Origin of the sequence: Streptomyces sp. NPDC001750, from assembly GCF_042892615.1 — a bacterium.
In the GTDB taxonomy this organism is placed as follows: Bacteria; Actinomycetota; Actinomycetes; order Streptomycetales; family Streptomycetaceae; genus Streptomyces.
This window is the reverse complement of the sequence record NZ_JBIAUE010000006.1, coordinates 269,679-293,176: the sequence shown is the minus strand read 5'-3', so window position 1 is coordinate 293,176 and position 23,498 is coordinate 269,679. Positions and strand designations below refer to the sequence as shown.

The following is a 23,498-nucleotide window of genomic DNA, read 5'->3' as shown; positions in this document are numbered from 1 at the left end:
CTGAAAAGCGCTGATGGGTGCAGGGCTGAGCAAACTCTCCGGGAGCGGTCCACTTCAAGGGCCAATGCGAGGCCGGTGGATCGTTTTGGACGCGTACGGGGCGGCTTGTGACCCCGGTCACGCGCGGGAACGGCCGCCGGGATCAGCCGGCGGGACGGTCCGCCAGGGCCACCGGCGGTTCGTCGTCCATCTCGAAGGCGAGCGGGAACGGGGCGTGCCCGGCCAGCCGGAACCACCGCACGGTGCGGTGGCGACGCAGGGCGCGTGCCGCGCGCACCGCGTCGTTGTGGAAGCGCCGGGCCATCGGCACCCGGCGCACGGCCGCGGCGAGTTCGAGTGCCGCCTCCTGGCCGCCGGGGATCTCGTTCACGGCCTCCACCTGCGCCGTCTCGCCGAACACCGCCCGCAGCGCGGCGCTCAGCTCGCTCTCCGCGACCTCGCGCTGCTCCTCCTCCGCCTGACGGGCGGCGTGCGCGGCCTCGTACAGCACGATGGACGCGGCCGGATCGAGCACACCCGACGTCGCCAGTTCCTGGGTCACCGAGGCACGGCGCAGCAACTGCGCGTCGAGGGCGGCGCGGGCGGCGTCGATGCGGGTGTGCAGCCGGTCCAGCCGTCCCGCGGTCCAGCTGAGGTACATGCCGATCGCGACGAGCGCGACGGCGATCCAGATAAGGGTTTCGATCACGGGCGGCAAGGCTACCGTCGGCGCGTGCGCGGCCCGGAGCACGGGCCGGGCCCGGCCCCGGGGCCCGTGCCCTTCCGGGTCCCGCGTCCGGTCAGTCCCGCGCCAGTCCGAAGCGTGCGCGCAGCCCCGTGCGCTCGTCGGTCGCGACCGACGCCGCGCCGTCCGTCACGGTCTCGTACACCGCGAGGATGTCGGCGCCGACCGTCGACCAGTCGAAGCGCCGCACGTGCGCGCTGCCCCGCTCGCGCAGTTCCGCGCGCCGGTCCGGGGCGCCGAGCAGCCCGATGGCGGCCGTCGCCAGCGCGTCGGCGTTCTCGTTGGCGAAGAGTTCCCCCGCCGCGCCCTGGTCCAGGACCTGTGCGAACGCGTCCAGATCGCTGGCCAGGACCGGTGCGCCGGCCGACATCGCCTCGACCAGGATGATCCCGAAGCTCTCGCCGCCCGTGTTGGGGGCGACGTACACATCGACACTGCGCAGCAGTCGGGCCTTGTCCTCGTCGCTCACCATGCCGAGGAATTCGACGCGCCCGCGCATCTCCGGCGGCAGCTGGGCGACGGCTTCCTCCTCGTCGCCCCGGCCCGCCACCAGGAGTCGGGTGTCCGGGCGTGCGGCGAGGATCGCGGGCAGCGCCCGCATCAGTACGGGCAGGCCCTTGCGGGGCTCGTCGATGCGTCCGATGAAGCCGATCGTGCCGCCCTGCCACTCGGGCCGGGGTTCGGCGGAGGCGAAGAAGCCGACGTCGACGCCGTTCGGGATGACGACGGCGTCGCCACCGAGGTGTTCGACCAGGGTCCGGCGCGCGTACTCGCTCACCGCGATGCGCGCGCTGATCTTCTCCAGCGCGGGCTGCAGGATCGGGTACGCGGCGATCATGGCCCGGGAGCGCGGGTTGGAGGTGTGGAACGTGGCGACGATCGGCCCCTGCGCGGCCCAGCAGGCGAGCAGCCCCAGCGACGGCGAGGTCGGCTCGTGGATGTGGATGACGTCGAAGGTGCCGTCGTGCAGCCAGCGGCGCACCCGCGCGGCGGACAGGAAGCCGAAGTTCAGCCGGGCCACGGAGCCGTTGTACGGCACGGGCACGGCCCGCCCCGCCGAGACCACGTACGGCGGCAGCGGCGTCTCGTCGTCGGCGGGGGCCAGCACCGAGACCTGGTGCCCGAGCCGGATCAGGTGCTCGGCCAGGTCCCGGATGTGGAACTGCACTCCGCCGGGCACGTCCCAGGAGTACGGGCACACGATGCCGATCTTCACGGGCGGACCTCCCCGTTCTCCCGGTCCTGTGCGTCCGCCCGGTCCTTCTTCCCGTTTTGGGGTTCCAGATCCGCGAGCCAGAGCCGTTGCAGCATGTGCCAGTCCTCCGGGTGGTCGGCGATCCCGACGGCGAAGGCATCGGCCAGCGCCTGCGTCATCGAGGACGTCTTCTCCGCGCGGCTGCCCGACTCGGGGACCGGGACCGGCGGGTGGACCCGCACCTTCATCACGGGCGTGTCGTCGTAGCCGAGCGTCACCGGCAGCAGCAGCGCGCCGGTCTGCTGAGCGAGCAGCGCGGGTCCGGCGGGCATGCGCGCGCTCTCGCCGAAGAAGCTCACCTCGACGCCGGAGGAGGACAGGTCGCGGTCGGCGACCAGGCAGACCAGGCCGCCCGCGCGCAGCCGCCGTGCCAGGGTGCCGAAGGCGGCACCGCCGCTGTGCGGGAGCACCTCCATGCCGAGTCCCTCGCGGTAGGCCACGAATCTGTCGTACAGCGTCTCGGGCTTCAGCCGCTCGGCGACCGTGGTGAAGGGGACCTTGAGCTCGGTGGTCACCCAGGCGCCCGCCAGGTCCCAGTTCGCCAGGTGCGGCAGGGCGAGGACGACACCGCGGCCGGCGTCGAGACCTTCGGTCAGCCGGTGCGCGTCGGCGACCTCTATGGACGCCTTGATCCGTGCCGGACTCCAGGTGGGCAGCCGGAACGACTCCATCCAGTAGCGCATGTACGAACGCATACCGGCCTTGGAGAGCTCGGCGAGCCGGGCCGGTGACGCTCCGGGCACGACGCGTGCCAGATTGGCCTCCAGCCGCAGCACCCCTTTGCCCCGTCGCTTCCAGACCTGATCGGCGAGCGTACGGAAGAGGCCGCGGGCGGCCGGTTCGGGAAGCTTCTTGACCGCGGTCCAGCCGAGCCCGTACAGGCCGTCGGTCAGCCGGTCCCGCAGCCCGGTGCGTGCGTCGCCCGTCGCGTCGCTCACCGCGCCGCCCCGCTCCCCCGCCCGGCGGCGGCATCGGCCGCGTCGGCCGCGTCGGCCTCGGCGGACTCGCGGCGCACGGTCACCACCCGCTGCACGAGCGTGACCAGGCTGCCCGCGGCGACGATCCACAGCGCGATCGGCAGCAGGACCTGGACGCCGGGGACGCCGAAGGTGTGCAGGCCCGCGACCCCGGCGGCGACCAGCGAGATCACCAGCCGCTCGGCGCGCTCCACGAGCCCGTTGACCGCGACCGGCAGCCCGATCGACTCGCCGCGCGCCTTCGTGTACGACACCACCTGGCCGCTCGCCAGGCAGAAGATCGCGACCGCGCACAGCACGTCGTCGTCGCCCCGGCCCGCGTACCAGAGCGCGAAGCCGCCGAAGATCGCGCCGTCGGCGACCCGGTCGAGGGTCGAGTCGAGGAACGCGCCCCAGCGGCTGGAGATCCCGGCCTGCCGGGCCATGTTGCCGTCGACGAGGTCGGAGAAGACGAAGATCGTGATGACGACCGTGCCCCAGAAGAACTCCCCCACGGGGAAGAAGACCAGCGCACCTGCCACCACCCCTGCCGTACCGATCAGGGTGACCGCGTCGGGGCTCACGCCGAGACGGAGCAGCAGTGCGGCGAACGGTGTGAGGACACGCGTGAAAAAGGCACGCGCGTACTTGTTCAGCATGGCCTTCCCGAGGGTCTGTGGGCCGGGCGGCCCCTTCGGCCTCCGGCTGGCCCATCGTAGTCACGCCCGCCGGACTCCACCCCCCGGGCACCGGCCGCGCGCCGGGCCGCACGACGGACGGCCGCTGCGCGGCGGAGTACGGGATCGGCCCGGCGCAGCGCGGACGCGGCCCGAGAACCCGCCCGGCGGCCCGGGACCGCGCGTGCCCGGGCGACCGGATGCGACAGCGGGCGGACACCGCAGGTCATGGCGCCGGATACGGGCCGGGGTCGGCGACGGATGGACGCGGCCCGGCGCGAGTGGAAAGCTCGAAATTACCGCGGGCGTCGGCGGTGGCCGCCGCATGGACTCCCCGTGCCGGTACGGCCTTCTTCCCACATCACGCAGGTTCTCCTTCCCGATCCGGGCCACTACCTGGGAGGCACGCATCATGGGCGACAGGACACACGCACACACCGGGGCCGCCGGCGGGGCGGCGACGGTCGACCCGCCCCCGTCCCTCCGGAACGTGGTGCTGGTCGGCCCCAGCGGCTCCGGCAAGACCACCCTCGTCGAGGCGCTGGCGCAGACGGCCGGGGCGGTCAACCGGGCGGGCCGGGTCGAGGACGGCGCGACCATCTCCGACTACGACGAGATCGAACGGCGGCGGCAGCGTTCCGTGCAGCTCTCGGTGGTGCCCGTCGTCTGGGGCGGCTGCCGGATCAATCTGCTGGACACCCCGGGGTACGCCGACTTCGTCGGGGAACTCAGGGCCGGTCTGCGGGCGGCGGACGCGGCCCTGTTCGTGGTGTCGGCCGCCCAGGAGGCCGACGCGGTGGCCGGTGCGGCCCGGGCCGTGTGGGACGAGTGCGCCGCCGTCGGCATGCCGCGCGCCATCGTCGTCACCCACCTGGACACCGCGCGCACCTCGTTCGACGAGATGACCCGGATCTGCGGCGAGGCCCTGGGCGGCGACGACCCCGACGCCGTGCTCCCGCTCTACCTGCCGGTGCACGGCCCCGCGGGCGCCGACGGGCACGCCCCGCTCACCGGGCTCACCGGGCTCCTCACCCGGCGTGTCCTCGACTACTCCTCGGGCGAGCGCCGGGAGACGCCCCCCGACGAGAGCGGACGGGCCCAGCTCCGTGAGGCGCGGGACCGGCTCATCGAGGGCGTCATCGCTCAGAGCGAGGACGAGACCCTGATGGACCGCTACCTGGGCGGCGCCGACATCGACGTCGAGACGCTCCTGGGCGACCTGGAACGCGCCGTCGCGCGCGGCGCCTTCCACCCCGTCCTCGCCGCTGCCCCCGCCGCGGAGGGGGCCTGCCAGGGCGTCGGCACCGTCGAACTCCTGGACCTGGTAACCGGCGGTCTCCCGGCCCCGCAGGAACGCCCCCTGCCCAGGGTCACCCCGCTGCACGGCGCCCGGCCCCCGGCCCTGACCTGCGACCCCGAGGGCCCGCTCCTCGCCGAGGTGGTCAAGACGGCCTCCGACCCGTACGTCGGCCGGATGTCGCTCGTACGGGTCTTCTCCGGCACGCTGCGCCCCGACGACACCGTCCACGTCTTCGGTCACGGCCTCGCCGAACCCGGCCGGGAGACCCCCTTCCACGAATCCGAGGTGCGTGTCGGGGCGCTCTCCTCACCCTTCGGCGCCCAGCAGCGCCCGCTCACCGCGTGCGTCGCCGGTGATCTGGCCTGCGTCGCCAAGCTGGGCGACGCAGGGACCGGGGACACCCTGTCCGGCAGCGACCTGCCGCTGCTGATGGAGCCCTGGACCGCGCCGGACCCGCTGCTTCCGCTGGCCGTCAGGGCCCACGGCAAGGCGGACGAGGACAAGCTCTCCCAGGGGCTCGCGCGGCTCGTCGCGGAGGACCCGACCCTGCGTCTCGAACAGAACCAGGACACCCATCAGGTGGTGCTGTGGTGTCTCGGCGAGGCCCATCAGGACGTCGCCCTGGACCGGCTGCGCAGCCACTACGGGGTCCGGGTCGACGCCGTTCCGCACAAGGTGGCACTGCGCGAGACCTTCGCCGCGCCCGCCAGTGGACGGGGCCGGCACGTGAAGCAGTCCGGCGGGCACGGCCAGTACGCCATCTGCGAGATCGACGTGGAGCCGCTGCCGCAGGGGTCGGGCCTCGAGTTCGTCGACGAGGTGGTCGGCGGGGCGGTGCCCCGTCAGTTCGTCCCGTCCGTCGAGAAGGGGGTGCGCGCCCAGGCGGCCCGCGGAGTGGCGGCCGGATATCCGCTCGTCGACGTACGCGTCACGCTGCGGGACGGGAAGTCGCACTCGGTGGATTCCTCCGACGCCGCGTTCCAGACCGCGGGCGCGCTGGCCCTGCGCGAGGCCGCGGCGGACACCCGCATCCAGCTCCTGGAACCGGTCGCCGAGATCCGGGTCCTGGTGCCCGACGAGTACGTGGGGCCGGTGATGAGCGATCTGTCCGGGCGGCGCGGCCGGGTCGTCGGCACCGAACAGTCCGGCCCCGGACGCACGCTCGTGCGGGCCGAGGTCCCGGAGCTGGAGATCGGACGGTACGCCGTCGACCTGCGCTCCCTCTCCCACGGCACCGGGCGGTTCGACCGGGCGTACGCCCGGCACGAACCGATGCCCCCGCGGCTGGCGGAACGCATCCGCGAGCAGCAGGAAATCAGCCCCGTTGGCGTGTAATCACCCACACCGCCCTCCCCCGTCCGCCGTTTGTCCACAGGGGCGGACGGCGCGGGGGTCCGGACGTTACCCTGTGGTCCCAGCTCAGAAGGTGTGCGGGGCACGGCAGTTGGGAAACAGCCGCAGGAGTGGTTCCTCGGCGGTGAGTGGGGGCGACGGTGGCCAACGAAGGATTCGATTTCTCTCCCGGAGCGCAGATCCCGATCCAGGGTTCGGGCGGAGCGGCGGTGGCGACGAACGCCCTCGCCTCCGCCGCGTACCGCGACAGCCCCGTGGAGAAGATCCTCGACGCCAACAGCGAGTGGCACAAGTCGGAGGTGAAAGCGGGGCGTTCGAAGTTCTTCAAGTCCGACTACTTCAAGCCCAACCTCGGTGAGGCGTTCTCCCGTGCCGTGCAGGAACGCACACTGGGCGGTGCCCGCAAGGCGCTCATCCAGTCCTTCGGGAGCGACCCGCGGACGGTCGTCGAGCACTGCCTGTCGGCGACGCGTCTGCGCCGGGCCCGCGACATCAAACTGACCGCCGTCACCGTCCTGTTCGGCGTTCTCTTCCTGCCCGGGATGCTCCTGTGGATCATCGCGTTCCGGTTGCGCGACGGGCTCGGCCGGACGAAGGACAAGGCGCTCTCCTCGCTGGGCAACCTCCTGCTGCCGGTCGTCGGCATCGTGGCCCTGCTCCTCCTGCTCCAGCTCCCGCTCACCGGTTTCCTGGCGATCTACGCACGGGCGATGATCGTCGCGCCCGTCATCGGCTGGTACGTCGCCAAACGGATCGCCGAGTCCTCCGCCAAGGACCTGCGCGCCCGTTGGGAGGGACTGCTCTCCGGTGGCGGCATCGTCGCCAAGGTCCCCGAGGCCTCGCCGAAGAACCCCAGCGAGACCTCTCGCGAGGCGCTGCGCCAGAGCCTGGAGAAGCTCTCCGCGGAGCAGCAGTCCAACTCGGTCTTCTACGCGGGCCCCAAGGGGATCCTCGGCATGGGGACCCGGTGGGGAAGCTGGCAGCTCGCCGAGGAACTCGTCTCCAAGGACCCCGACAAGGAGTTCAACCGCTTCCGGAGCTGGGATCTGATACGAGCCGTCCACGACCAGCTCAAGGTGCTGGAGCGCGGCCCGCTGAACACGGGCGGATTCCCCACGCCGTCGGTCACCCACTGGATCGTGTCGCCCGTCGGTGAGAACGCCGACTCGGTGTCCCGTCCGGACGGCGAGGACGTGGCCACGTTCCAGGTCAAGCCGCACGAGATACAGCGGATCTGCAACCATCAGCAGTTCGGCGGCGGCGACCGGCACTATCTGGGCGTCCAGTTCACCCTCTGGGACGGCCAGTTGGTCATCACCATGATGATCACGGTCACGGTGCTCTACGAGACCCTGCGCATCGAGGTCACCGGTCATGCGCTCGGCCCGGTCCATTCGCTCTTCACCAGCAAGCCCGCGGCGAAGACGAAGACGGTCAACAAGACCGTCCGGTTCTGGGAGACGCGCGACATCACCCTCCCGCTGGTCGACGCCTCGGAGGTCGTGCGCCTCGCTCTGCGCGCCCCGCTGACCTGGTATCCGCCGCTGCTCGACTATCTGGGGGGCAAGATCGCCCTGCCCGAGCCGTTCGGTCTGCGCCACGCCTGGGCCGAGAAGCCGTGGCGGCACCGCTTCATGGCGGACGACGCGATGCGCGCGGCCACTCCCGTGCTGCGCGCCGTGCACAGCGCCGCGCTGCGCGTCCTGGAGGAGAACGGCGTCGACACGGAACGCTTCGACAACCGCTCGATGGTGCTGAGCGGGCTGGTGCAGGACCCGACCCCGCGCAAGGCCGACCTGTACGACGCATGACACCGCCTGCGGATCGCGTCGGGCTCCCGCGGCCCGGCGCGGACGACGGGCACGGCCACCCCGGCCCAGTCCGCACCACGGATGCGGACGCACGAAGGCCGCCCCGCGTGCCGGACGACACATGATCGTCCGGCACGCGGGGCGGCCTTCCCGTATGGTCACGGCCGGACTCGAACCGCCGAGCGCGCGGACCCATGACGGGACCCGCAGGCCGGCACCCGGCCGGACCCGGTTTGTCGGCCAGGACCGAGTCCGGCCGGTCGGCCGCCCGGAGCCGGTCCCGCCGCCGGGGACCGGTCCGTCCACCGGAATCAGTCCGTCGGCCAGGCCGCGGCCAGCATCGCGCGCGTGTCGGCGAGCAGCTGCGGCAGCACCTTCGTGTGCCCGATCACCGGCATGAAGTTGGTGTCGCCGCCCCAGCGCGGCACCAGGTGCTGGTGGAGGTGAGCGGCGATGCCGGCCCCCGCGGAAGCCCCCTGGTTGAGCCCGATGTTGAACCCGTGCGCCCCGGACGCCGCCCGCAGGGCGACCATCGCCCGCTTGGTGAAGTCCGCCAGCTCCATGGTCTCGGGGCCGTCCAGCTCCGTGTAGTCGGCCACGTGCCGGTACGGCACCACCATGAGGTGCCCGCCGTTGTACGGATACAGGTTCAGGACGGCGTAGACGCTGCTGCCGCGCGCGACGACGAGCCCGTCCTCGTCCGATTTCGACGGGATCGCACAGAACGGACAGCCGTCACCGGCCTCCGAACCGGTCGGCTTGTTCTCGCCCTGGATGTACGCCATCCGATGGGGCGTCCACAGGCGCTGAAAGGCGTCGGGCGTCCCCACTCCGATCTGCTGCTCCGGCTCACTCGTCATGCCGATCAGCATATTGCTTCGCTCCGGGGCGACGTGTGGCCGGGGCCGCACCCGCGGGCGCACTCCGGGGCCGGGGAGACGAGCACCCGGCCGCCCCGGCAGGGTCTGTGTCGCGGACCGTGCCGTACGGCCCGACTCGGCGGCCCCGCCGCCGCTCCGCCCGGACGCGGCCGCTCGCCGCGGGCGGAACGACGCAGGGCCCCGGGGGCGGTCGGCTCCCGGGGCCCTGCTCCCGCGCTCACCGGCGCGGACCGTGTCCGGAAGGCGGGCTCCCGGACCGGCGGGTCACACCTGCACGCGGCGCTCCACCACGTCGACGAGCTTGGCGATCGCCTCGTCACGGGCGATGCCGTTCTCCTGCGAGCCGTCGCGGTACCGGAACGACACCGTGCCCGCGTTCATGTCCTCGTCACCGACGATGATCATGAACGGCGTCTTCGCCTTCTGCGCGTTGCGGATCTTCTTCTGCATCCGGTCGGACGAGGCGTCCACCTCGACCCGCAGTCCCCGCTTCCGGGCCTCTGCCGCGAACTCCTGGAGGTAGGGGATGTGGGCGTCGCCGATCGGGATGCCGACCGCCTGCACCGGGGCCAGCCACACCGGGAACGCACCCGCGTAGTGCTCCAGGAGCACCGCGAAGAAGCGCTCGATGGAGCCGAACAGGGCGCGGTGGATCATGACCGGGCGCTGCTTGGAGCCGTCCGGGCCGGTGTACTCCAGGTCGAAGCGCTCGGGCAGGTTGAAGTCGAGCTGCACCGTCGACATCTGCCAGGTGCGGCCGATCGCGTCCCGGGCCTGCACCGAGATCTTCGGGCCGTAGAACGCGGCGCCGCCCGGGTCCGGAACGAGCGGGAGGCCCTGCTTCTCGGCGACCTGGCGCAGCGTCTCGGTGGCCTCCTCCCACACCTCGTCGGAGCCGACGAACTTCTCCGGGTCCTTGGTGGACAGCTCCAGGTAGAAGTCGGTCAGACCGTAGTCGCGCAGCAGGTTCAGGACGAAGGTCAGCGTGCGGTCGAGCTCGTCCGCCATCTGCTCCTTGGTGCAGTAGATGTGCGCGTCGTCCTGCGTGAAGCCGCGCGAGCGGGTCAGGCCGTGCACCACGCCGGACTTCTCGTACCGGTACACCGTGCCGAACTCGAAGAGGCGGAGCGGCAGTTCGCGGTACGAACGCCCCCGCGCGTCGAAGATCAGGTTGTGCATCGGGCAGTTCATCGGCTTGAGGTAGTAGTCCACCCCGTCGTCGAGCTGCATGGGCGGGTACATGCCGTCGGCGTACCAGTCCAGGTGACCGGACTTCTCGAAGAGCTTGCCCTTGGTGGCGTGCGGCGAGTAGACGAACTCGTAGCCCTCCTCCTCGTGACGCCGACGCGAGTAGTCCTCCATGGCGCGCCGGACGACACCGCCCTTGGGGTGGAAGACCGCGAGCCCCGGGCCGATCTCGTCCGGGAAGGAGAAGAGGTCCAGCTCGTTGCCGAGCTTGCGGTGGTCGCGCTTGGCGGCCTCCTCCAGGAACTCCAGGTGCGCCTTCAGCTCGTCCTTGGTGGGCCAGGCGGTGCCGTAGATGCGCTGGAGCATGGGGTTCTTCTCGCTGCCGCGCCAGTACGCCGCGGCGTTCCGCATCAGCTTGAACGCCGGGATGAACCGGGTGGTCGGCAGGTGCGGGCCGCGGCAGAGGTCCTTCCAGCACAGCTCGCCGGTCTTCGGATCGAGGTTGTCGTAGATGGTCAGCTCGCCGCCGCCCACCTCGACGTCCGCGCCGTCGCCCGCGGTCTCGACGGAGCCGGAGCCCTTGATGCCGATGAGTTCCAGCTTGTACGGCTCGTCGGCGAGCTCCTCGCGGGCCGCTTCGTCGGTCACGACCCGGCGGGAGAACTGCTGCCCCCGCTTCTGGATCTCCTGCATCTTCTTCTCGATGGCCTTGAGATCCTCGGGCGTGAACGGCTTCTCGACGTCGAAGTCGTAGTAGAAGCCGTCCTTGACCGGCGGGCCGATGCCCAGCTTGGCCTCGGGGAAGAGCTGCTGCACGGCCTGCGCCATGACGTGCGCGGTCGAGTGCCGCAGGATGTTCAGGCCGTCCTCGGACGAGATCTCGACGGGTTCGACGACCTCGCCGTCGGCGACGACGTACGCGAGGTCCTTCAGCTCATCGGCGACCCGGGCAGCGACGACGGTGCGCTCGCCGGAGAAGAGCTCGGCGGCCGTAGTGCCCGTCGTCACCACGCGCTCTTCCCGCTCGGAATCGCGTTGGATGATCACACGGACGTCTGACACCGGTCTCTCCTGACTCAGGGGGAACGCACGCTCTCGTCGATGGGCGTGCGATACGAATCGTACCGAGCCGCGGGCCCCCTCTGCGAAACGGTTTGGCGGCGAAGCCCGCCGCTCCCCCGGCGGGCGCCTTCCCGGCCGGATCCGTGCGGACGCCGTGCGGACGCACGGACGGTGGTGCGCGCACGGCGGAAGAGGCGGACGGCGCCATGCGCCCGCGCTCCCTCCTCGCCCACATGGCCCTCCTCGTCCGCGCGCTCCTCCTCCACGGGATCGGCGCCACCCTGGAGCGTCTTCATGAGCCGGTCGCGCTCCGGCTCGCCGACCCGCACGGGCGCCACCCGCGAGACCCGCGTCGGGCGCCGGAACCCGCCCCTGCTCCCCAGCCGGCCCTCCACCCGGACCGGCAGGCCCCCCCGGATGCGCGTGGCCCGCGATCTCGTACGCCTGCTCGTCCGGCTCCAGCCGCACGTGGTTCGCCTCGGCACCGGTCAGCACCCTCAGCCGCTCGATCCCCGCACCACGCGGCTGCGAACGGCGCAGCCGGACGACGGTGCCGGTGATCCGCACGCTCACGGCGGACTCGTCCTCTGAGGTGGCGGACGCCCGCCCCGTGCAGGGCGGGCGGGTCGCCGGGGGTGGACTCGACCGGCTCGGGGCGGGGCGTGCAGCCCTCGGGGACACCTGCCGCGGCCTCCCGCTCCAAGGCGCCGCGGGCCCCTCCGGTCCCCGGACCAGGGCGACGACGGCCTCGGCGAGCTCCCGGCCCGCACCGGCCGCGACCGCGCCGTCGAACACCCCGAAGCTGCCGGTCGCCCGCCGGTGGTCCACGGCCGCCCTGGTGGCGCGCAGGGTGTGGTGGAGCCGTACGGCGACGGCACGCCCCGCCCCCGTCTCCGCGGGGACGAACGCAGTGGGCCGACGGACGCCGGACGCCGGTCCGACGAGGACGCCCGCGAGGGCCGCCCGTGCCCGGCGGCGGCGAGCCCGGTGATACCCGGCGCGCGCCCGGGCGGACAGCGCCGGGGCGAGCAGGATCCGCCGGGTGGCGGTGCGCAGTTCCCCGGCCCCGTCCGGACGGCGGCCCCGGCCGGGGCGGCGGGGCGCGGACGGGCAAGCGCGAGGGCGCCGTCGCCGCCGGGATCGTCCGTCGGCCGGTGCCTCAATGCCTTCCTCCGGACCCACGCGGGCCATGCTCCCGCAGAGCGCCCGGTCGTCGGAGATCCGCGAGGCGGGGATGCGCACGGTGGTCCGGTTCCGGCCCGTCACCGCGTGGCCCGCCAGGTCGGTCCGGTAGCAGCAGTGCCGCAGGGCTCGCTCGTCGGGACCGGCGCGCAGCCAGTCGTCGCGGACGCGGGGCGCGATCACCACGACCGGGATCCGGTGTCGAGGGTGGAGGCGAACGTCGCTCCCGGCGGGCGCGGAGGGATCCGGCAGGTGCGCTTGAGCTGCACCTCGATGGTCACCGCGTCGGCCACGGCGTGGCCGGAAACACCGTGGCTGAGGTGCCGGTCGATGCCGTTTCCGGGGAAGGGCTGCGAGAGGGAGCATCCCGCCGCGGCGGCGACCTTGTGCAGCTAGTGCCGCGGCAGGCAACGTTTGCCCGTCAAGGAGCGCGTCCGGTACGTGCTCTCGGTGTGCCGACCGGAAGCCCTCGTACTGGTGTACTTGGGATTTCGGCCGGTGCAGCGAGAGGGCGTGCCGGGCGTCGCGACGGGGCGAACGTTGCCTGATGCGGCACTAGTGCCGTGACCGACAAGGTTTGCCCGGAAGGAGCGTCGTCCGGTGCTTCCCCAAGCTCTCAGCCTTGTTCGAGCAGGGGACACCCCATTGATCGCAAGGCGGCCGAAAGCCCTCGGACGGGGTCTCCCCTGCTCGAACGCAGTCGAGAGCTTGGGGAAGGGGCTACGTGGGCTCTCGGCCAACTCCCCACCCATCACACCTGGTCAACGACACACCGATCAAACGGACACGCCACCGGCGAAAGAACCTGACCAAGCACTACTAGTGCCGCATCAGGCAACGTTCGCCCCGTCGCGACGCCCGGCACGCCCTCTCGCCGCACCGGCCGAAATCCCAAGTACATCCAGTACGAGGGCTTCCGGCCGGCACACCGAGAGCACGTACCGGACGCGCTCCTTGACGGGCAAACGTTGCCTGCCGCGGCACTAGTGGCCGGAAGGGTTTGCCGGGAAGCTCGCGGCGTCCGGTGCGGTGCATCGCAAGGCGGAGGATCGCCCTCGTACGGGACGTACTCGGCTGATGCGACAACGCGGCGAAATGCCGTGCCGGGCACCGCGAGCCGGTGAGCCCTTCCGGCCACAGCACCAGCCCACCCGAAGGGTCTCCATGCAGGCGGTGGTGGCGAGTGTGCCGCGCGGCGGTGCGGACCGCCGCGGCACCGGCCCGCTCGGTTCGGACCGCGCGAGCGCCATGGCTGCGGGTGGCCTCCGGGCGGTGCCGCTGGGTTCTTCGATGGAGGGTCCGGACAACTTCCTTGCCCATCGCCGGAGTTGTCACCGCGCGGGGCGGCGCGCAAACGGCGTACGGGACCACGGGCGCGGGTATCAGCGTTGCGGGCGGGGACCGCCATCCGCCTTACGGGCGCGAGGAGTTCGGGGATGACTCACTGGTACGAGGGGCCGCTGGCCGCTTTCGACACGGAGACGACGGGCGTGGACGTCGAGGAGGACCGGATCGTCTCGGCCGCCCTCGTCGTCCAGGAAACGGCGGGCGGCCGGGTGCAGGTCACCCGGTGGCTGGTGAATCCGGGGGTTCCGGTGCCGCCCCCGGCCACCGAGATCCATGGACTGACGGACGATCACCTCCAGCGCAACGGCCGTTGGCCGGCACCGGTGATGGAGGAGCTGGCGCGTGCGCTGGCCGAGCAGTGCGCGGCCGGGCGGCCGCTCGTCGTGATGAACGCTCCGTTCGATCTGACGTTGCTGGACCGTGAGTTGAGAAGGCACCGGGCGTCGTCACTGGCCGGGCGCCTGCAGAACGTGCCGCTGTGCGTGCTGGATCCGCGCGTGCTCGACAAACATCTGGACCGATACCGCAAGGGGCGGCGGACGCTCACCGATCTCTGCGCGCTGTACGGGGTGGCCCTGGACGGCGCGCACGACGCCGCGGCCGACGCGACGGCATCACTGGAGCTGGTGCGGGCGGTGGGGCGGCGCTTCTCGTCCCGCCTGGAGCGGCTCACGCCGGCCGAACTGCACTCCTTGCAGGCGGTGTGGCACGCGGCGCAGGCGCGCGGCCTGCAGGCGTGGTTCGCGAAGAACGGCACGGAGGAGGCGGTGGATCCGGCGTGGCCGCTGCGCCCCGCGCTCCCCAGCGCGGCGTGACCCCGCCGCGACACGTCGCGGGCCGCGGTGAATACGACAACAGAGGCCGGTCCGTCGTTTCCGCTGACGGACCGGCCTCTCCCGGTGGGCGATACTGGGTTCGAACCAGTGACCTCTTCGGTGTGAACGAAGCGCTCTCCCACTGAGCTAATCGCCCGGGAACGGGTTGAACCATACAGGGCTCGGCGGCTCCGGTTCAAACCGCTTCCAGCCGGGCCGCGAGGCCCCGGCGTCCGGCACGCATCATCAAGGCGTGGTTGGCCCGGAACACGGCACGCCCGGGCACCGCGAGCAGCCGCATCAGCCGCCTGCGCACCTCCACCTCCTGTTCGTAGACGACCCGGCTGCCCGTGCCGCGCGCGGTGACCGTCCACCGGGCCCAGCCCTCCAGGTCACCGCCGAGCTCCGCCTCCAGCACCCCGGCGCGGGGGTCGCGGAGCCGTTCGCGCATGGTCACGACGAGGCCGTACGGGAGGACCGATCGGATCCGGGTGGCGCGGGTGGCGGCATCGAGCGGGGTGACCTCGCGGACCTGCCGCCACCAGCGCGGGTAGTCGTCGGCCCGTTCGAGGACCGCGTAGACGGCGGCGGGCGGGGCGGGCAGGTCCCAGACGCTCGTGAAGCGGTAGTGGTTCCAGTCCATGCCCCCAGTCTCCGTGTCCGCCGTGTACTCATGCGGGGAACTGAGTATGCGCACGCATGTCCGATGCCGGGGCCGCGGCCACACTCCCGTTCATGGAACACATGCCGCCGCCCGCGGAGGAATTGGCGCTCCTCGATCACGAACTGGCCCGACTGGACGCCCGCCGGTCCCAATTGCTCGTCCGTCGCGCCTGGCTGGTGAGCGTGTTGTCGCGACCCGCCGTGCCGCCCACGCCGCCGTACGCCGCTCCGCCCGGGCCGGCTCCGGACCGTCCGCCGGTCCCGTTCGCGGCCCCGCCGGGTGTGGACGCCGCGCCGGCCGGGCAGCGCGGCGTCCGCAACGTGCTGCTCACTCTGGGCGGCCTGCTGCTGGCGGTCGCGGCGATCGCGTTCACCCTGGTCAGTTGGGGCGAGATGGGCATCGCCGGCCGTTCGGCGGTGCTCGCGGTGGTGACGTTCGCGGCGCTGGGCGTGCCCGCCGTGCTGCTGCGGCGCGGGCTGCCCGCGACGGCGGAATCGGTCGCCGCGCTGGCGTCGGTGCTGATGGTGCTGGACGCGTACGCGCTGCACCGGGTGGCGGTGCCGGACGCCGACGGCCCCGGGTTCGCCGCGGTGGCCTCGGCGGTGCTGGCGGCGCTCTGGGCCGGGTACGGCCTGCTGCTGGACCGGCTGCGGCTGCCACTGCCCCTGGCGGTGGTGAGCGCGCAGTTCCCGCTGCTGCTGTGGGCGTGGTCGGCGGGGGCCGGGGCCTCGGCGTTCGGCTGGGCACTGCTGGCGACGGCGGCGATGGACGGCGCGATCGCGTTGCGGGGCAAGGGTCTCGAAGTGCGGGTGACGGCCTGCACGGGGTGCTGGACGACGGGCCCGGCGGGGCTGCTGATCGGCCTGACCCTGTCGCTGACGTCCGGTACGGCGGGGGCCGCGCTGGCCCCGGCGGCGCTGCTGCTCGCGGGGGCGACGGTCGCCGTGTCGGGGACGTGGCGCGCGCCGACCGGATTCGCGGTCGCCGGTGGTGTGGTGGCCGGGTGGTGCGCCGTGGCCGCGGTGGGCGGCGTGCTGCGCGCCGGGCAGCCCTGGGGCTGGTCGGTGCTCGCCTATCTGCTGTGCGGGCTGGCGCTGTCGGCAGTGGTGCGGGCCCCGCTGCCGCGCCGGGTCGGGCAGGGGGTGGTGTGGTCCTCCGCGTCGGTGGTCGCGGCGGCTGTGCTGGCCTCGCTGCCTCCGGTCGTCCTGTCGCTGACGGGCGCGGTGTCGCAGCTGGCGCGGGTGTGGGCGGGTGCGCCGGACGGCGGTGCCCGGGGCGCGCTGGGCGCGGCGGACCTGGCGTGGTCCCGGATGGGCTCGGCCCCCGTGGTGCTCGTGCTGGTGGCCGTCCTGGCCGGGGCGGCGCACCGGTGGTGGACGCGTGCGGCGCGGATCGTCGGCGCGGCGTCGGCGCCGGGCCCGGCGTGGCGGGGCATGGCGGGGGTCGTGGCGGTCGTGCTCGGCTGGGCGGGGCTCACCGTGACCCCGGCGGTGCTCGGGCTGTCGTACGCGGCGGCCGCGACGGTGTGGCTGCTGCTGGTCGTCGCACTGTTCGCGGGGGCGGTGCGGGCGCTGCGTCGCGGGAACGGCGCGGTGGGAACGGCCGCGCTGGTGTGCGGTCTGGTCGGCGCCGGGAGTACGGGGTTGCTGTCGCTCGCGGCGGAAGCGACGACGTACGCGGTGTTCGGGGTGCTGCTGCTGGTGTCGGGGGCGGTCGCGGTGATGATCGGCGACGTGGCGGCGTCGGCGGCCGGGGGACGGCCCGCGGCACCGACCGTCCGGGCGGCGCGGCGGGAGGACGTGCTGCACATCGCGCAGGCGGTGGCGGCGTTCGGGGCGGTGGCGTGCGCGACGGTGCTGGCCCTCGCGGCCGGGGCGTCGCTGGGGCTCGACACGCACCGGGCGGCCCCGGTGGTCCTCGTCGTCCCCGCGCTGACGGTGCTGGTCGGGGCGTGGCTGCGGGGCCGGCCCCCGGCGCTCGCGGTGGAGGCGGCCGGGGCCGTGGCCGCGGTGGTGGCGGTCGGCATGGCGGTCCCGGACCGGGCGTTCCTGGCCCTGGTGCTGGCGCTGTGCGGGGTGCTGGCGGCGGGCACGGCCCTGCGGCCCGAGCGGCGGCCGGTGGCCGGATACGCGGCGACGACGCTGTTCGTCCTGGCGGCCTGGCTGAGGCTCTCGGCCTCCGGCGTCCTCGCCCCCGAGGCGTACACCCTGCCGGTGACGGTGCCCGCGCTGGTGGTCGGCGTGCTGCGCCGCCGCCGTGATCCCGAGGCGTCGTCGTGGACGGCGTACGGGGCGGGGCTCGCGGCCACGCTGGTGCCGAGCCTCTTCGCGGCGTGGTCCGATCCGGACTGGCCGCGACCGCTGCTGCTGGGCTCTGCGGCGCTGGTGATCACGCTGCTGGGTGCGCGGCTGCGGCTTCAGGCCCTGCTGCTGATCGGTGGCGCGGTGCTGGCCCTGGACGCCGTGCACGAACTCGCGCCGTACGTCGTCCAGGTCGTCGGCGTCCTGCCGCGCTGGGTGCCGCCCGCGCTGGCCGGGGTGCTGCTGCTGGTGGTCGGTGCCACGTACGAGCAGCGGCTGCGTGACGCACGGCGTCTCAAGGAGGCTCTGGGCCGCATGCGCTGACGGTCCGCCGTACGGGCCGGTCCGGTCGCCCCCCGCGGGCCACGGGCCGGCCCGCTCCGCCGCCCGTACGCCACGGACGCCCCGCCCGGCACCACCCGGAGAAGCGCAGGCGCTCGGCCGAACTGCCCCCGCCCGAACGGAATTCAGCGAATTCCGTCGCACCGGCCGGGAATTGCGACGGAGTTCGGCAAGTCGTCGGGGAACTGTGTTCAAGCGGTCCCGCGCACGGAACTCGCCGGGAATTCCGCTTGCCCGGAGGGCCGCTCCCCTAGCAGTGCGCAAGGGAAATGCGAATGAGGCGCGCCGGGAACCGCACCGACCCGAGATTCGAACGACAGTTCCCGAACAAAGGACTCCGTCTTCGCCCACGCGAAGACGACGCGGGAATTCTCGGCCGCATCCGACATCCGGCCATTCCATACGACGCGGAGGGGCCCATGAGACTCTTCGGTCTCATGGGCCCCTCCGTCCCGGTGGGCGATACTGGGTTCGAACCAGTGACCTCTTCGGTGTGAACGAAGCGCTCTCCCACTGAGCTAATCGCCCGGGCGCAGACCAAACATTACCCCATGTCAGCGGCCCCTCATGACCAACCCGGGGTCACTCGTGGATCTTCCACGGCATGGTGATGCCGAACTTCCAGACGTAGACCCCCACCAGCACCGCGGCGATCACCAGGCCGATCACCGTGAGGATGACGTTGCGCCGCCGGACCTTGGGGTCGAGCGCCCGCTGAGCGGCTTCGGTGACCTTCCGCCGGGTCCAGCGCAGGACCAGCTGCGCCCAGACGAACTCGGTCGCCCAGATCGCCATGCCACCGAAGATCACCAGCCAGCCGGGGCCCGGCAGCGGCAGCATCACGATCCCGGCCACGACCACCGCGAGGCCGACCACGAAGACACCGACCTGCCAGCTCAGGTGCAGGGCCCTGGATGCCTTGATGAAGCCGGGCGCCCGGGAGCCGAGCGCGCCGTCCTCCTTCGTCACGCTCCCCGAGGCGTCTCCGGGCATCCCCTCGGCCGCGTCCCCCGTGACGGGTCCGGGCTTCGCCGCCGCGGCGTCACCGTCCCGCTCATCGCTCTCCTCATTCACGACAGCCAACCTACCGGAACGGGCTTCATCACCGGAATGGCCGTATAACCCGAAGTTACACAGCGCCGTACGAGCGAACCGAAGGAACACAAAAAGGTCAGAGGGGTTTACAACGCCACCGTAGGTGGCATGTCGATTTCGCCGACGTGCGAATCCCCGAGCGCACACTGAGCGAAAGGCCCTGGCGCTTATGAACACCACGGTCAGCTGCGAGCTGCACCTGCGCCTCGTTGTGTCGAGCGAGTCATCACTGCCTGTACCTGCGGGCCTGCGGTATGACACGGCCGATCCTTATGCCGTGCACGCCACCTTCCACACCGGAGCGGAGGAAACGGTCGAATGGGTTTTTGCCCGTGACCTCCTCGCCGAAGGGCTGCACCGGCCCACCGGCACCGGAGACGTCCGCGTCTGGCCATCCCGTAGTCACGGCCAGGGGGTCGTCTGCATCGCACTGAGCTCCCCGGAGGGCGAAGCCCTGCTCGAGGCCCCGGCACGGGCCCTGGAGTCGTTCCTGAAGAGGACCGACGCCGCGGTTCCGCCCGGCACCGAGCATCGTCACTTCGACCTCGACACGGAGCTCTCACACATCCTGGCCGAGAGCTGAGCCAGGCCGAGAGCTGCACGGCGCCGTCCGACTCGGGGAGACGGCGCCGCGCGGAAAACCACACAGGGTGACGCCGACGCCGTCATCACGGAATCCACCGTGGTGACGGCGTCGGCGCACGCCCCTCCGGAGCACACTTCCCTCCACCGTCGCCCGGCACCGTCCCGCCCTTCCCGGCCGCAGCGGGCCCGCCCCGGGCCCGGACGAGCACTCACCGCCCGACGGCGCCCGGACGTGGCCGGTATGCGCTCGTCGGGCCGTTCACGGGCCCTCTGGGCCCTCTGGGCGGCGGCACCGAGCCAGTAGAGTCAGCCGGCATCGACTGCGGGCGCCGCCCGCCGGAGGCCAGGGAGCGAAAGCGTGCTGATCCCCCACGACACCCGGATCGCCCTCGACACGGTGGTCGATCTGCTGAACACCGCACCGGCGAGCGGGCGGCCGGAGGGCGGGCAGGCCGACGGCCTCCCCGACGTCGCGGCGCTCTACGACTTCGCGCGCCGCCATCGCATCAGCGGCGTGGGCGAGCTGCACGAGAAGGACCTGCGAGCCGTACGGGACGTGCGGACGCGCTTCGCCACGATCTTCGCGACGGACGACGCGCAGACCGCCGCCACGCTCGTGAACGGCCTCGTGGCCGCCGCCGGCACCACACCGCAGCTCAGCAACCACGACGGCTACGACTGGCACGTGCACTACTTCGCGCCGGACGCCTCGATCGCCGACCACCTCGCGGCCGACTGCGGCATGGCGCTGGCCTTCATCGTGGTGGCGGGCGAGCAGGAGCGGCTGCGCCGCTGCGAGGCTCCGGACTGCCGGCACGCCTTCGTGGACCTCTCCCGCAACCGCTCACGCCGCTACTGCTCGAGCCGCACCTGCGGTAACCGTCTGCACGTGGCCGCATACCGGGCGCGCCGCAAGGAAGCAGCCGGCTGACCCCTCACAGCATGAACAGATCATGCAACGCGGCCATCAGCAGCAGGCTGCCGATCACCCCGAGGAAGATCATCAAAGGGGGCTGGGACAGCGCGAAGAGGCAACCACGCGGCTCTTCGGCAGGGCTTGCGGGGACATCGCCCCGGGAAGTGTCGACCATCTCGGAACGATCATGACGCACCTCGGAGCCTGCTCAGGCCAACCTGCCTTCCTCGAAGGGGAGTTCACCCGCTTCAGGGACACGTGCGTTCGCTTCTCCGTCCGATCATCCGCCAGCCATTCGGCCCGATGACCTTGCATGGACCAGTGTTGACGTCGGCATCTCCCAACTTCGCCCACTTCGAACCGAATTGGCGTACGTGGAATGGGCGTCCGACCGCGGCGGAGCGTCCGGGGCCGGCCCGGTCAGCTCGCCGGCGGCGTACTGGAGGCGCGCACCACGAGTTCCGGCCGGAGCACCACGCTGCGGTGCTCGTGCGTACCGCCGGCGTCGTCGGCCTCCTCCAGCAGCAGTTCCGCGGCCATCCGGCCCATCACGGCCGCGGGCCTGCGGACCGAGGTGAGCGGTACGGCAGCGGCGGCGGCGAACTCGATGTCGTCGTAGCCGACGAGGGCGACGTCGCGCGGCACCCGCACCCCCGCCGCGTACAGCGCCTGCAGCACACCGAGGGCGAGCAGGTCGTTGGCACAGAACACCGCGGTGGGCCGAGGCGCCAGGCCGAGGAGCCGGGCCCCGGCGTCCCGGCCCGCCGCCACGTCAAGCCGGTCGCAGGGAATCTCGACGAGGGCCTCGGGCGGCAGTCCCGCGTCGGCGAGCGCCGACAGCGCGCCCTCACGCCGGTCCCTGATCTGCTGCAGGTCGTCGGGACCGCTGACGTAGGCCACCGAGCGGTGCCCGGAGGAGAGCAGGTGGCCGACGGCCAGGGCCCCGCCGCGCACGTCGTCGACGGAGACCGCGCACACGTCCGCACCGGACGCCACCCGGTCCACCAGGACGTACGGGATCCCGTGGCGGCGGAACGCCTCCAGGTTGCGACCGGTCGCGTCGGCCGGGGTGACCAGCACCCCGCACACCCGCTGCTCGGCGAAGAGGCCCAGGTACTCGGCCTCCTCCGACGGGCTCTGATCGCTGTTGCAGACCATCACGCCGAGCCCGGCGTCCCGGGCGGCGCGTTCGGCACCCCGAGCCACGTCGACGAAGAACGGGTTGCCCATGTCGAGAACGAGCAGCGCCACGATCCGGCTGCGGCCGGCCCTCAGCTGACGGGCCGACTCGCTGCGCACGTAGCCGAGCTCCTCGATGGCGGCCAGTACCCTGGCCCGGGTCTCCGGCGACACCGCCTCGGGCCGGTTGATCACATTGGACACGGTGCCCACGGAGACCCCGGCCTGACGGGCCACATCCTTGATCCCTGCCACGCGCGCCACTCGCCCTGCCCCACTGATGCCCTCCGCCGCGCCGGTGCGCGGCGTCGCCCCATCGTACGGAGCCATCGCGCGGGCTCCGCCTCGCTGCGGCGAGCCCGTCGGCCGGACCCGCGCCGCCCCACCGGGTGGAGGGCGGGGCGGCGCACCGATCAGATGCCGTGCTTCTTCAGAATGGCCTCGATGTCGCTGAAGTCGTCGTCGGGGGACGCGGACGACTGCCTGGTCCTCGTACCCGGAACCGGCTGCGTGCGGGCCCCCGGGGCGCCGAGCGAGGGCGCCGACGCGGCGGGGGCGACGGCACCGCCGCGCGCCGCCCGTTCGGCCGCCCTGCGTTCCTTGCGGGTGCCGGACCCCCGGCGTTCGACGGCGCGGGTCGTCATGAACAGCACCCAGGCCACGGCGAGCAGCCCGAAGCCGAGCCACACGCTCGGCTTGAAGGCGATCCCGGCGACCCACTCCACGACGCCGGTCAGGACCAGGCCGATCGGCACCAGTGAGTAGGCGGCGATCCGGGTCGCGGCGAGGAAACGCTTCCGGTACGCGGTGACGGCGGCGATGCCCAGGCCCGCCGCGGACGCCGCGGAGCAGATGGTCTCGGCAAGCATCGGAGCCTCCAGGTACGAGCGGAACGTCTGACGCCCCACGGGAGAAACGTCCCTTCCATCCTGCACCGGCCGACGGCCGGGCGGCCACGGTCCCGGATCACTTCAGGGAGATCTCAGGGCCGGGATCCTCCCCAGGTGCCGATCCCGGCACGCCCCGGGGAGCACGCCGCCGGATCCGCCGCCTCGGTGCCACCGGTCCGCCGTACCGGCGGTTCCCGGTACGGCTCCGGCGACCCCGGAGCCGATTGGGCCGTCGCGGCGTGCCCTGCGAGACTGGCCGCATGAGCGATTCGACCCCCGCGGCCCCTCTCGTCCTCGACGTCTGGTGCGAACTCCAGTGCCCCGACTGCCACCGCGCCCTCTCCGACGTGCAGGCCCTGCGGGCCCGGTACGGAGACCGGCTGGAGGTGCGGCTGCGGCACTTCCCCCTGGACAAGCACAAGCACGCCTACGCCGCCGCGCAGGCCGCCGAGGAGGCCGCGGCCCAGGGCCGGGGCCGGTCGTACGTCGAGGCGGTCCTCGCCCGTTGCGGCGACCTGGACCGCTCCGGTGAGCCGCTGCTGATCGAGGTGGCGCGCGAACTCGGCCTGGACGCCGAGGAGATGGACACCGCGCTGATCGACGGGCGTCACATGCTGATCGTCGACGCCGATCAGGCCGAGGGCAAGGCGATCGGGGTCACCGGGACCCCGACGTACGTGATCGGCGGCGAGCGGCTGGACGGCGGCAAGAGCCAGGACGGGCTGCGCGAGCGGATCGAGGAGATCGCCGACCGGCTGCTCGCCGAAGGCACCGAGCGGGGCTGACCCGCCGCACCGCGCGGCCTCCGCCCGAGAACGGACCGGTGCCGAGAGGGGCGCCCGGGGCCCAGGCCGTGTCGTCGGAGTGCTGCCTGCCGTGCGACGCCCGGCCCACACGCTCGCGGCGCTGTCGGACCCGTCCTGGTACGTCCGGTACCAGGACGATCCTCCGTCTTGCGATCCATGGGGGTCTCCCC

General features: G+C 72.7%; 19 protein-coding genes, 2 tRNA genes and 1 pseudogene. 8 read left to right on the top strand and 14 right to left on the bottom strand.

From position 1 onward, the window contains the following. Nucleotides 1–142 precede the first annotated feature (142 nt). The 4 genes from ACFYY6_RS13290 to pgsA all read right to left on the bottom strand — a co-directional run bounded on the left by ACFYY6_RS13290 (nt 143) and on the right by pgsA (nt 3,594). Nucleotides 143–688, bottom strand: a complete 546-nt coding sequence (locus ACFYY6_RS13290; protein WP_351517280.1) for a hypothetical protein — start codon at nt 686–688, stop codon at nt 143–145. A 91-nt stretch (nt 689–779) separates the two neighbouring features. Next, on the bottom strand, nt 780–1,940 hold the full coding sequence (locus ACFYY6_RS13285; protein WP_360114560.1) for a glycosyltransferase family 4 protein: 1,161 nt from the start codon (nt 1,938–1,940) through the stop codon (nt 780–782). After that, nucleotides 1,937–2,917 carry a phosphatidylinositol mannoside acyltransferase gene (locus ACFYY6_RS13280; RefSeq protein WP_389193082.1) on the bottom strand — a complete coding sequence of 327 codons (981 nt, stop codon included), beginning with the start codon at nt 2,915–2,917 and terminating at the stop codon, nt 1,937–1,939. The genes ACFYY6_RS13285 and ACFYY6_RS13280 overlap by 4 nt, the downstream gene beginning before the upstream one ends. After that, the gene (gene pgsA, locus ACFYY6_RS13275) at nt 2,914–3,594 is read right to left on the bottom strand and encodes a phosphatidylinositol phosphate synthase (RefSeq protein ID WP_351517284.1); all 681 of its coding nucleotides are present in this window, start codon (nt 3,592–3,594) and stop codon (nt 2,914–2,916) included. The genes ACFYY6_RS13280 and pgsA overlap by 4 nt, the downstream gene beginning before the upstream one ends. Before the next feature lie 430 nt (nt 3,595–4,024). Between pgsA and ACFYY6_RS13270 the strand changes: the two genes are divergently transcribed. Continuing rightward, nucleotides 4,025–6,247 (top strand): elongation factor G-like protein EF-G2, encoded by a 2,223-nt coding sequence (locus ACFYY6_RS13270; RefSeq protein WP_351517286.1) that lies wholly within the window; start codon nt 4,025–4,027, stop codon nt 6,245–6,247. Nucleotides 6,248–6,405: 158 nt separating this feature from the next. Continuing rightward, entirely contained in the window at nt 6,406–8,076 is a 1,671-nt protein-coding gene (locus ACFYY6_RS13265) for a hypothetical protein (RefSeq protein ID WP_351517288.1), read from the top strand. A 311-nt stretch (nt 8,077–8,387) separates the two neighbouring features. On the opposite strand, the gene ACFYY6_RS13260 is transcribed toward ACFYY6_RS13265, so the two are convergent. Both ACFYY6_RS13260 and thrS read right to left on the bottom strand, forming a co-directional pair. After that, nucleotides 8,388–8,948, bottom strand: coding sequence for an HIT domain-containing protein (locus tag ACFYY6_RS13260; RefSeq protein ID WP_351517289.1), 561 nt, complete (start codon nt 8,946–8,948; stop codon nt 8,388–8,390). Between the two features lie 273 nt (nt 8,949–9,221). Continuing rightward, complete coding sequence (gene thrS / locus ACFYY6_RS13255; RefSeq protein WP_351517291.1) at nt 9,222–11,207, bottom strand: threonine--tRNA ligase; 1,986 nt, start codon at nt 11,205–11,207, stop codon at nt 9,222–9,224. Between the two features lie 294 nt (nt 11,208–11,501). Here thrS and ACFYY6_RS13250 point away from each other — a divergent pair, with 294 nt between their 5' ends. Continuing rightward, nucleotides 11,502–11,798 (top strand): hypothetical protein, encoded by a 297-nt coding sequence (locus ACFYY6_RS13250; RefSeq protein ID WP_389193078.1) that lies wholly within the window; start codon nt 11,502–11,504, stop codon nt 11,796–11,798. Between the two features lie 585 nt (nt 11,799–12,383). Here the strand turns inward: ACFYY6_RS13250 and ACFYY6_RS13245 are convergent. Next, nucleotides 12,384–12,781 (bottom strand): annotated as a pseudogene (locus tag ACFYY6_RS13245) (DUF4365 domain-containing protein); the annotation flags it as partial. Between the two features lie 1,044 nt (nt 12,782–13,825). Between ACFYY6_RS13245 and ACFYY6_RS13240 the strand changes: the two are divergent. Continuing rightward, entirely contained in the window at nt 13,826–14,551 is a 726-nt protein-coding gene (locus tag ACFYY6_RS13240; protein ID WP_351517292.1) for an exonuclease domain-containing protein, read from the top strand. Nucleotides 14,552–14,636: 85 nt separating this feature from the next. Here ACFYY6_RS13240 and ACFYY6_RS13235 read toward each other — a convergent pair. After that, nucleotides 14,637–14,708: transfer RNA gene (locus tag ACFYY6_RS13235), tRNA-Val, on the bottom strand. 39 nt (nt 14,709–14,747) lie between these two features. Then, the gene (locus tag ACFYY6_RS13230; protein ID WP_351517294.1) at nt 14,748–15,194 is read right to left on the bottom strand and encodes an SRPBCC family protein; all 447 of its coding nucleotides are present in this window, start codon (nt 15,192–15,194) and stop codon (nt 14,748–14,750) included. 92 nt (nt 15,195–15,286) lie between these two features. Between ACFYY6_RS13230 and ACFYY6_RS13225 the strand changes: the two genes are divergently transcribed. After that, the gene (locus tag ACFYY6_RS13225; protein WP_389193075.1) at nt 15,287–17,839 is read left to right on the top strand and encodes an SCO7613 C-terminal domain-containing membrane protein; all 2,553 of its coding nucleotides are present in this window, start codon (nt 15,287–15,289) and stop codon (nt 17,837–17,839) included. Nucleotides 17,840–18,313: 474 nt separating this feature from the next. Here the strand turns inward: ACFYY6_RS13225 and ACFYY6_RS13220 are convergent. Beyond that, nucleotides 18,314–18,385: transfer RNA gene (locus tag ACFYY6_RS13220), tRNA-Val, on the bottom strand. 54 nt (nt 18,386–18,439) lie between these two features. Further along, the gene (locus tag ACFYY6_RS13215) at nt 18,440–18,931 is read right to left on the bottom strand and encodes a TIGR02611 family protein (RefSeq protein WP_351517297.1); all 492 of its coding nucleotides are present in this window, start codon (nt 18,929–18,931) and stop codon (nt 18,440–18,442) included. A 190-nt stretch (nt 18,932–19,121) separates the two neighbouring features. On the opposite strand from ACFYY6_RS13215, the gene ACFYY6_RS13210 reads away from it, so the two are divergent. After that, on the top strand, nt 19,122–19,535 hold the full coding sequence (locus tag ACFYY6_RS13210) for an SsgA family sporulation/cell division regulator (protein WP_003959770.1): 414 nt from the start codon (nt 19,122–19,124) through the stop codon (nt 19,533–19,535). A gap of 360 nt (nt 19,536–19,895) precedes the next feature. Then, the gene (locus tag ACFYY6_RS13205; RefSeq protein WP_351517298.1) at nt 19,896–20,468 is read left to right on the top strand and encodes a CGNR zinc finger domain-containing protein; all 573 of its coding nucleotides are present in this window, start codon (nt 19,896–19,898) and stop codon (nt 20,466–20,468) included. A 4-nt stretch (nt 20,469–20,472) separates the two neighbouring features. Here the strand turns inward: ACFYY6_RS13205 and ACFYY6_RS13200 are convergent, their stop codons facing one another. The 3 genes from ACFYY6_RS13200 to ACFYY6_RS13190 all read right to left on the bottom strand — a co-directional run bounded on the left by ACFYY6_RS13200 (nt 20,473) and on the right by ACFYY6_RS13190 (nt 22,501). Continuing rightward, a complete protein-coding gene (locus ACFYY6_RS13200; RefSeq protein ID WP_199883293.1) occupies nt 20,473–20,628 on the bottom strand; it encodes a hypothetical protein in 156 nt (51 codons plus the stop codon). A gap of 245 nt (nt 20,629–20,873) precedes the next feature. Continuing rightward, nucleotides 20,874–21,896, bottom strand: coding sequence for a LacI family DNA-binding transcriptional regulator (locus ACFYY6_RS13195; RefSeq protein WP_351629205.1), 1,023 nt, complete (start codon nt 21,894–21,896; stop codon nt 20,874–20,876). 149 nt (nt 21,897–22,045) lie between these two features. Then, complete coding sequence (locus ACFYY6_RS13190; protein ID WP_351517315.1) at nt 22,046–22,501, bottom strand: hypothetical protein; 456 nt, start codon at nt 22,499–22,501, stop codon at nt 22,046–22,048. Between the two features lie 281 nt (nt 22,502–22,782). Between ACFYY6_RS13190 and ACFYY6_RS13185 the strand changes: the two genes are divergently transcribed. Next, the gene (locus ACFYY6_RS13185) at nt 22,783–23,307 is read left to right on the top strand and encodes a DsbA family protein (RefSeq protein ID WP_351517300.1); all 525 of its coding nucleotides are present in this window, start codon (nt 22,783–22,785) and stop codon (nt 23,305–23,307) included. The last annotated feature ends 191 nt before the right edge of the window (nt 23,308–23,498 follow it).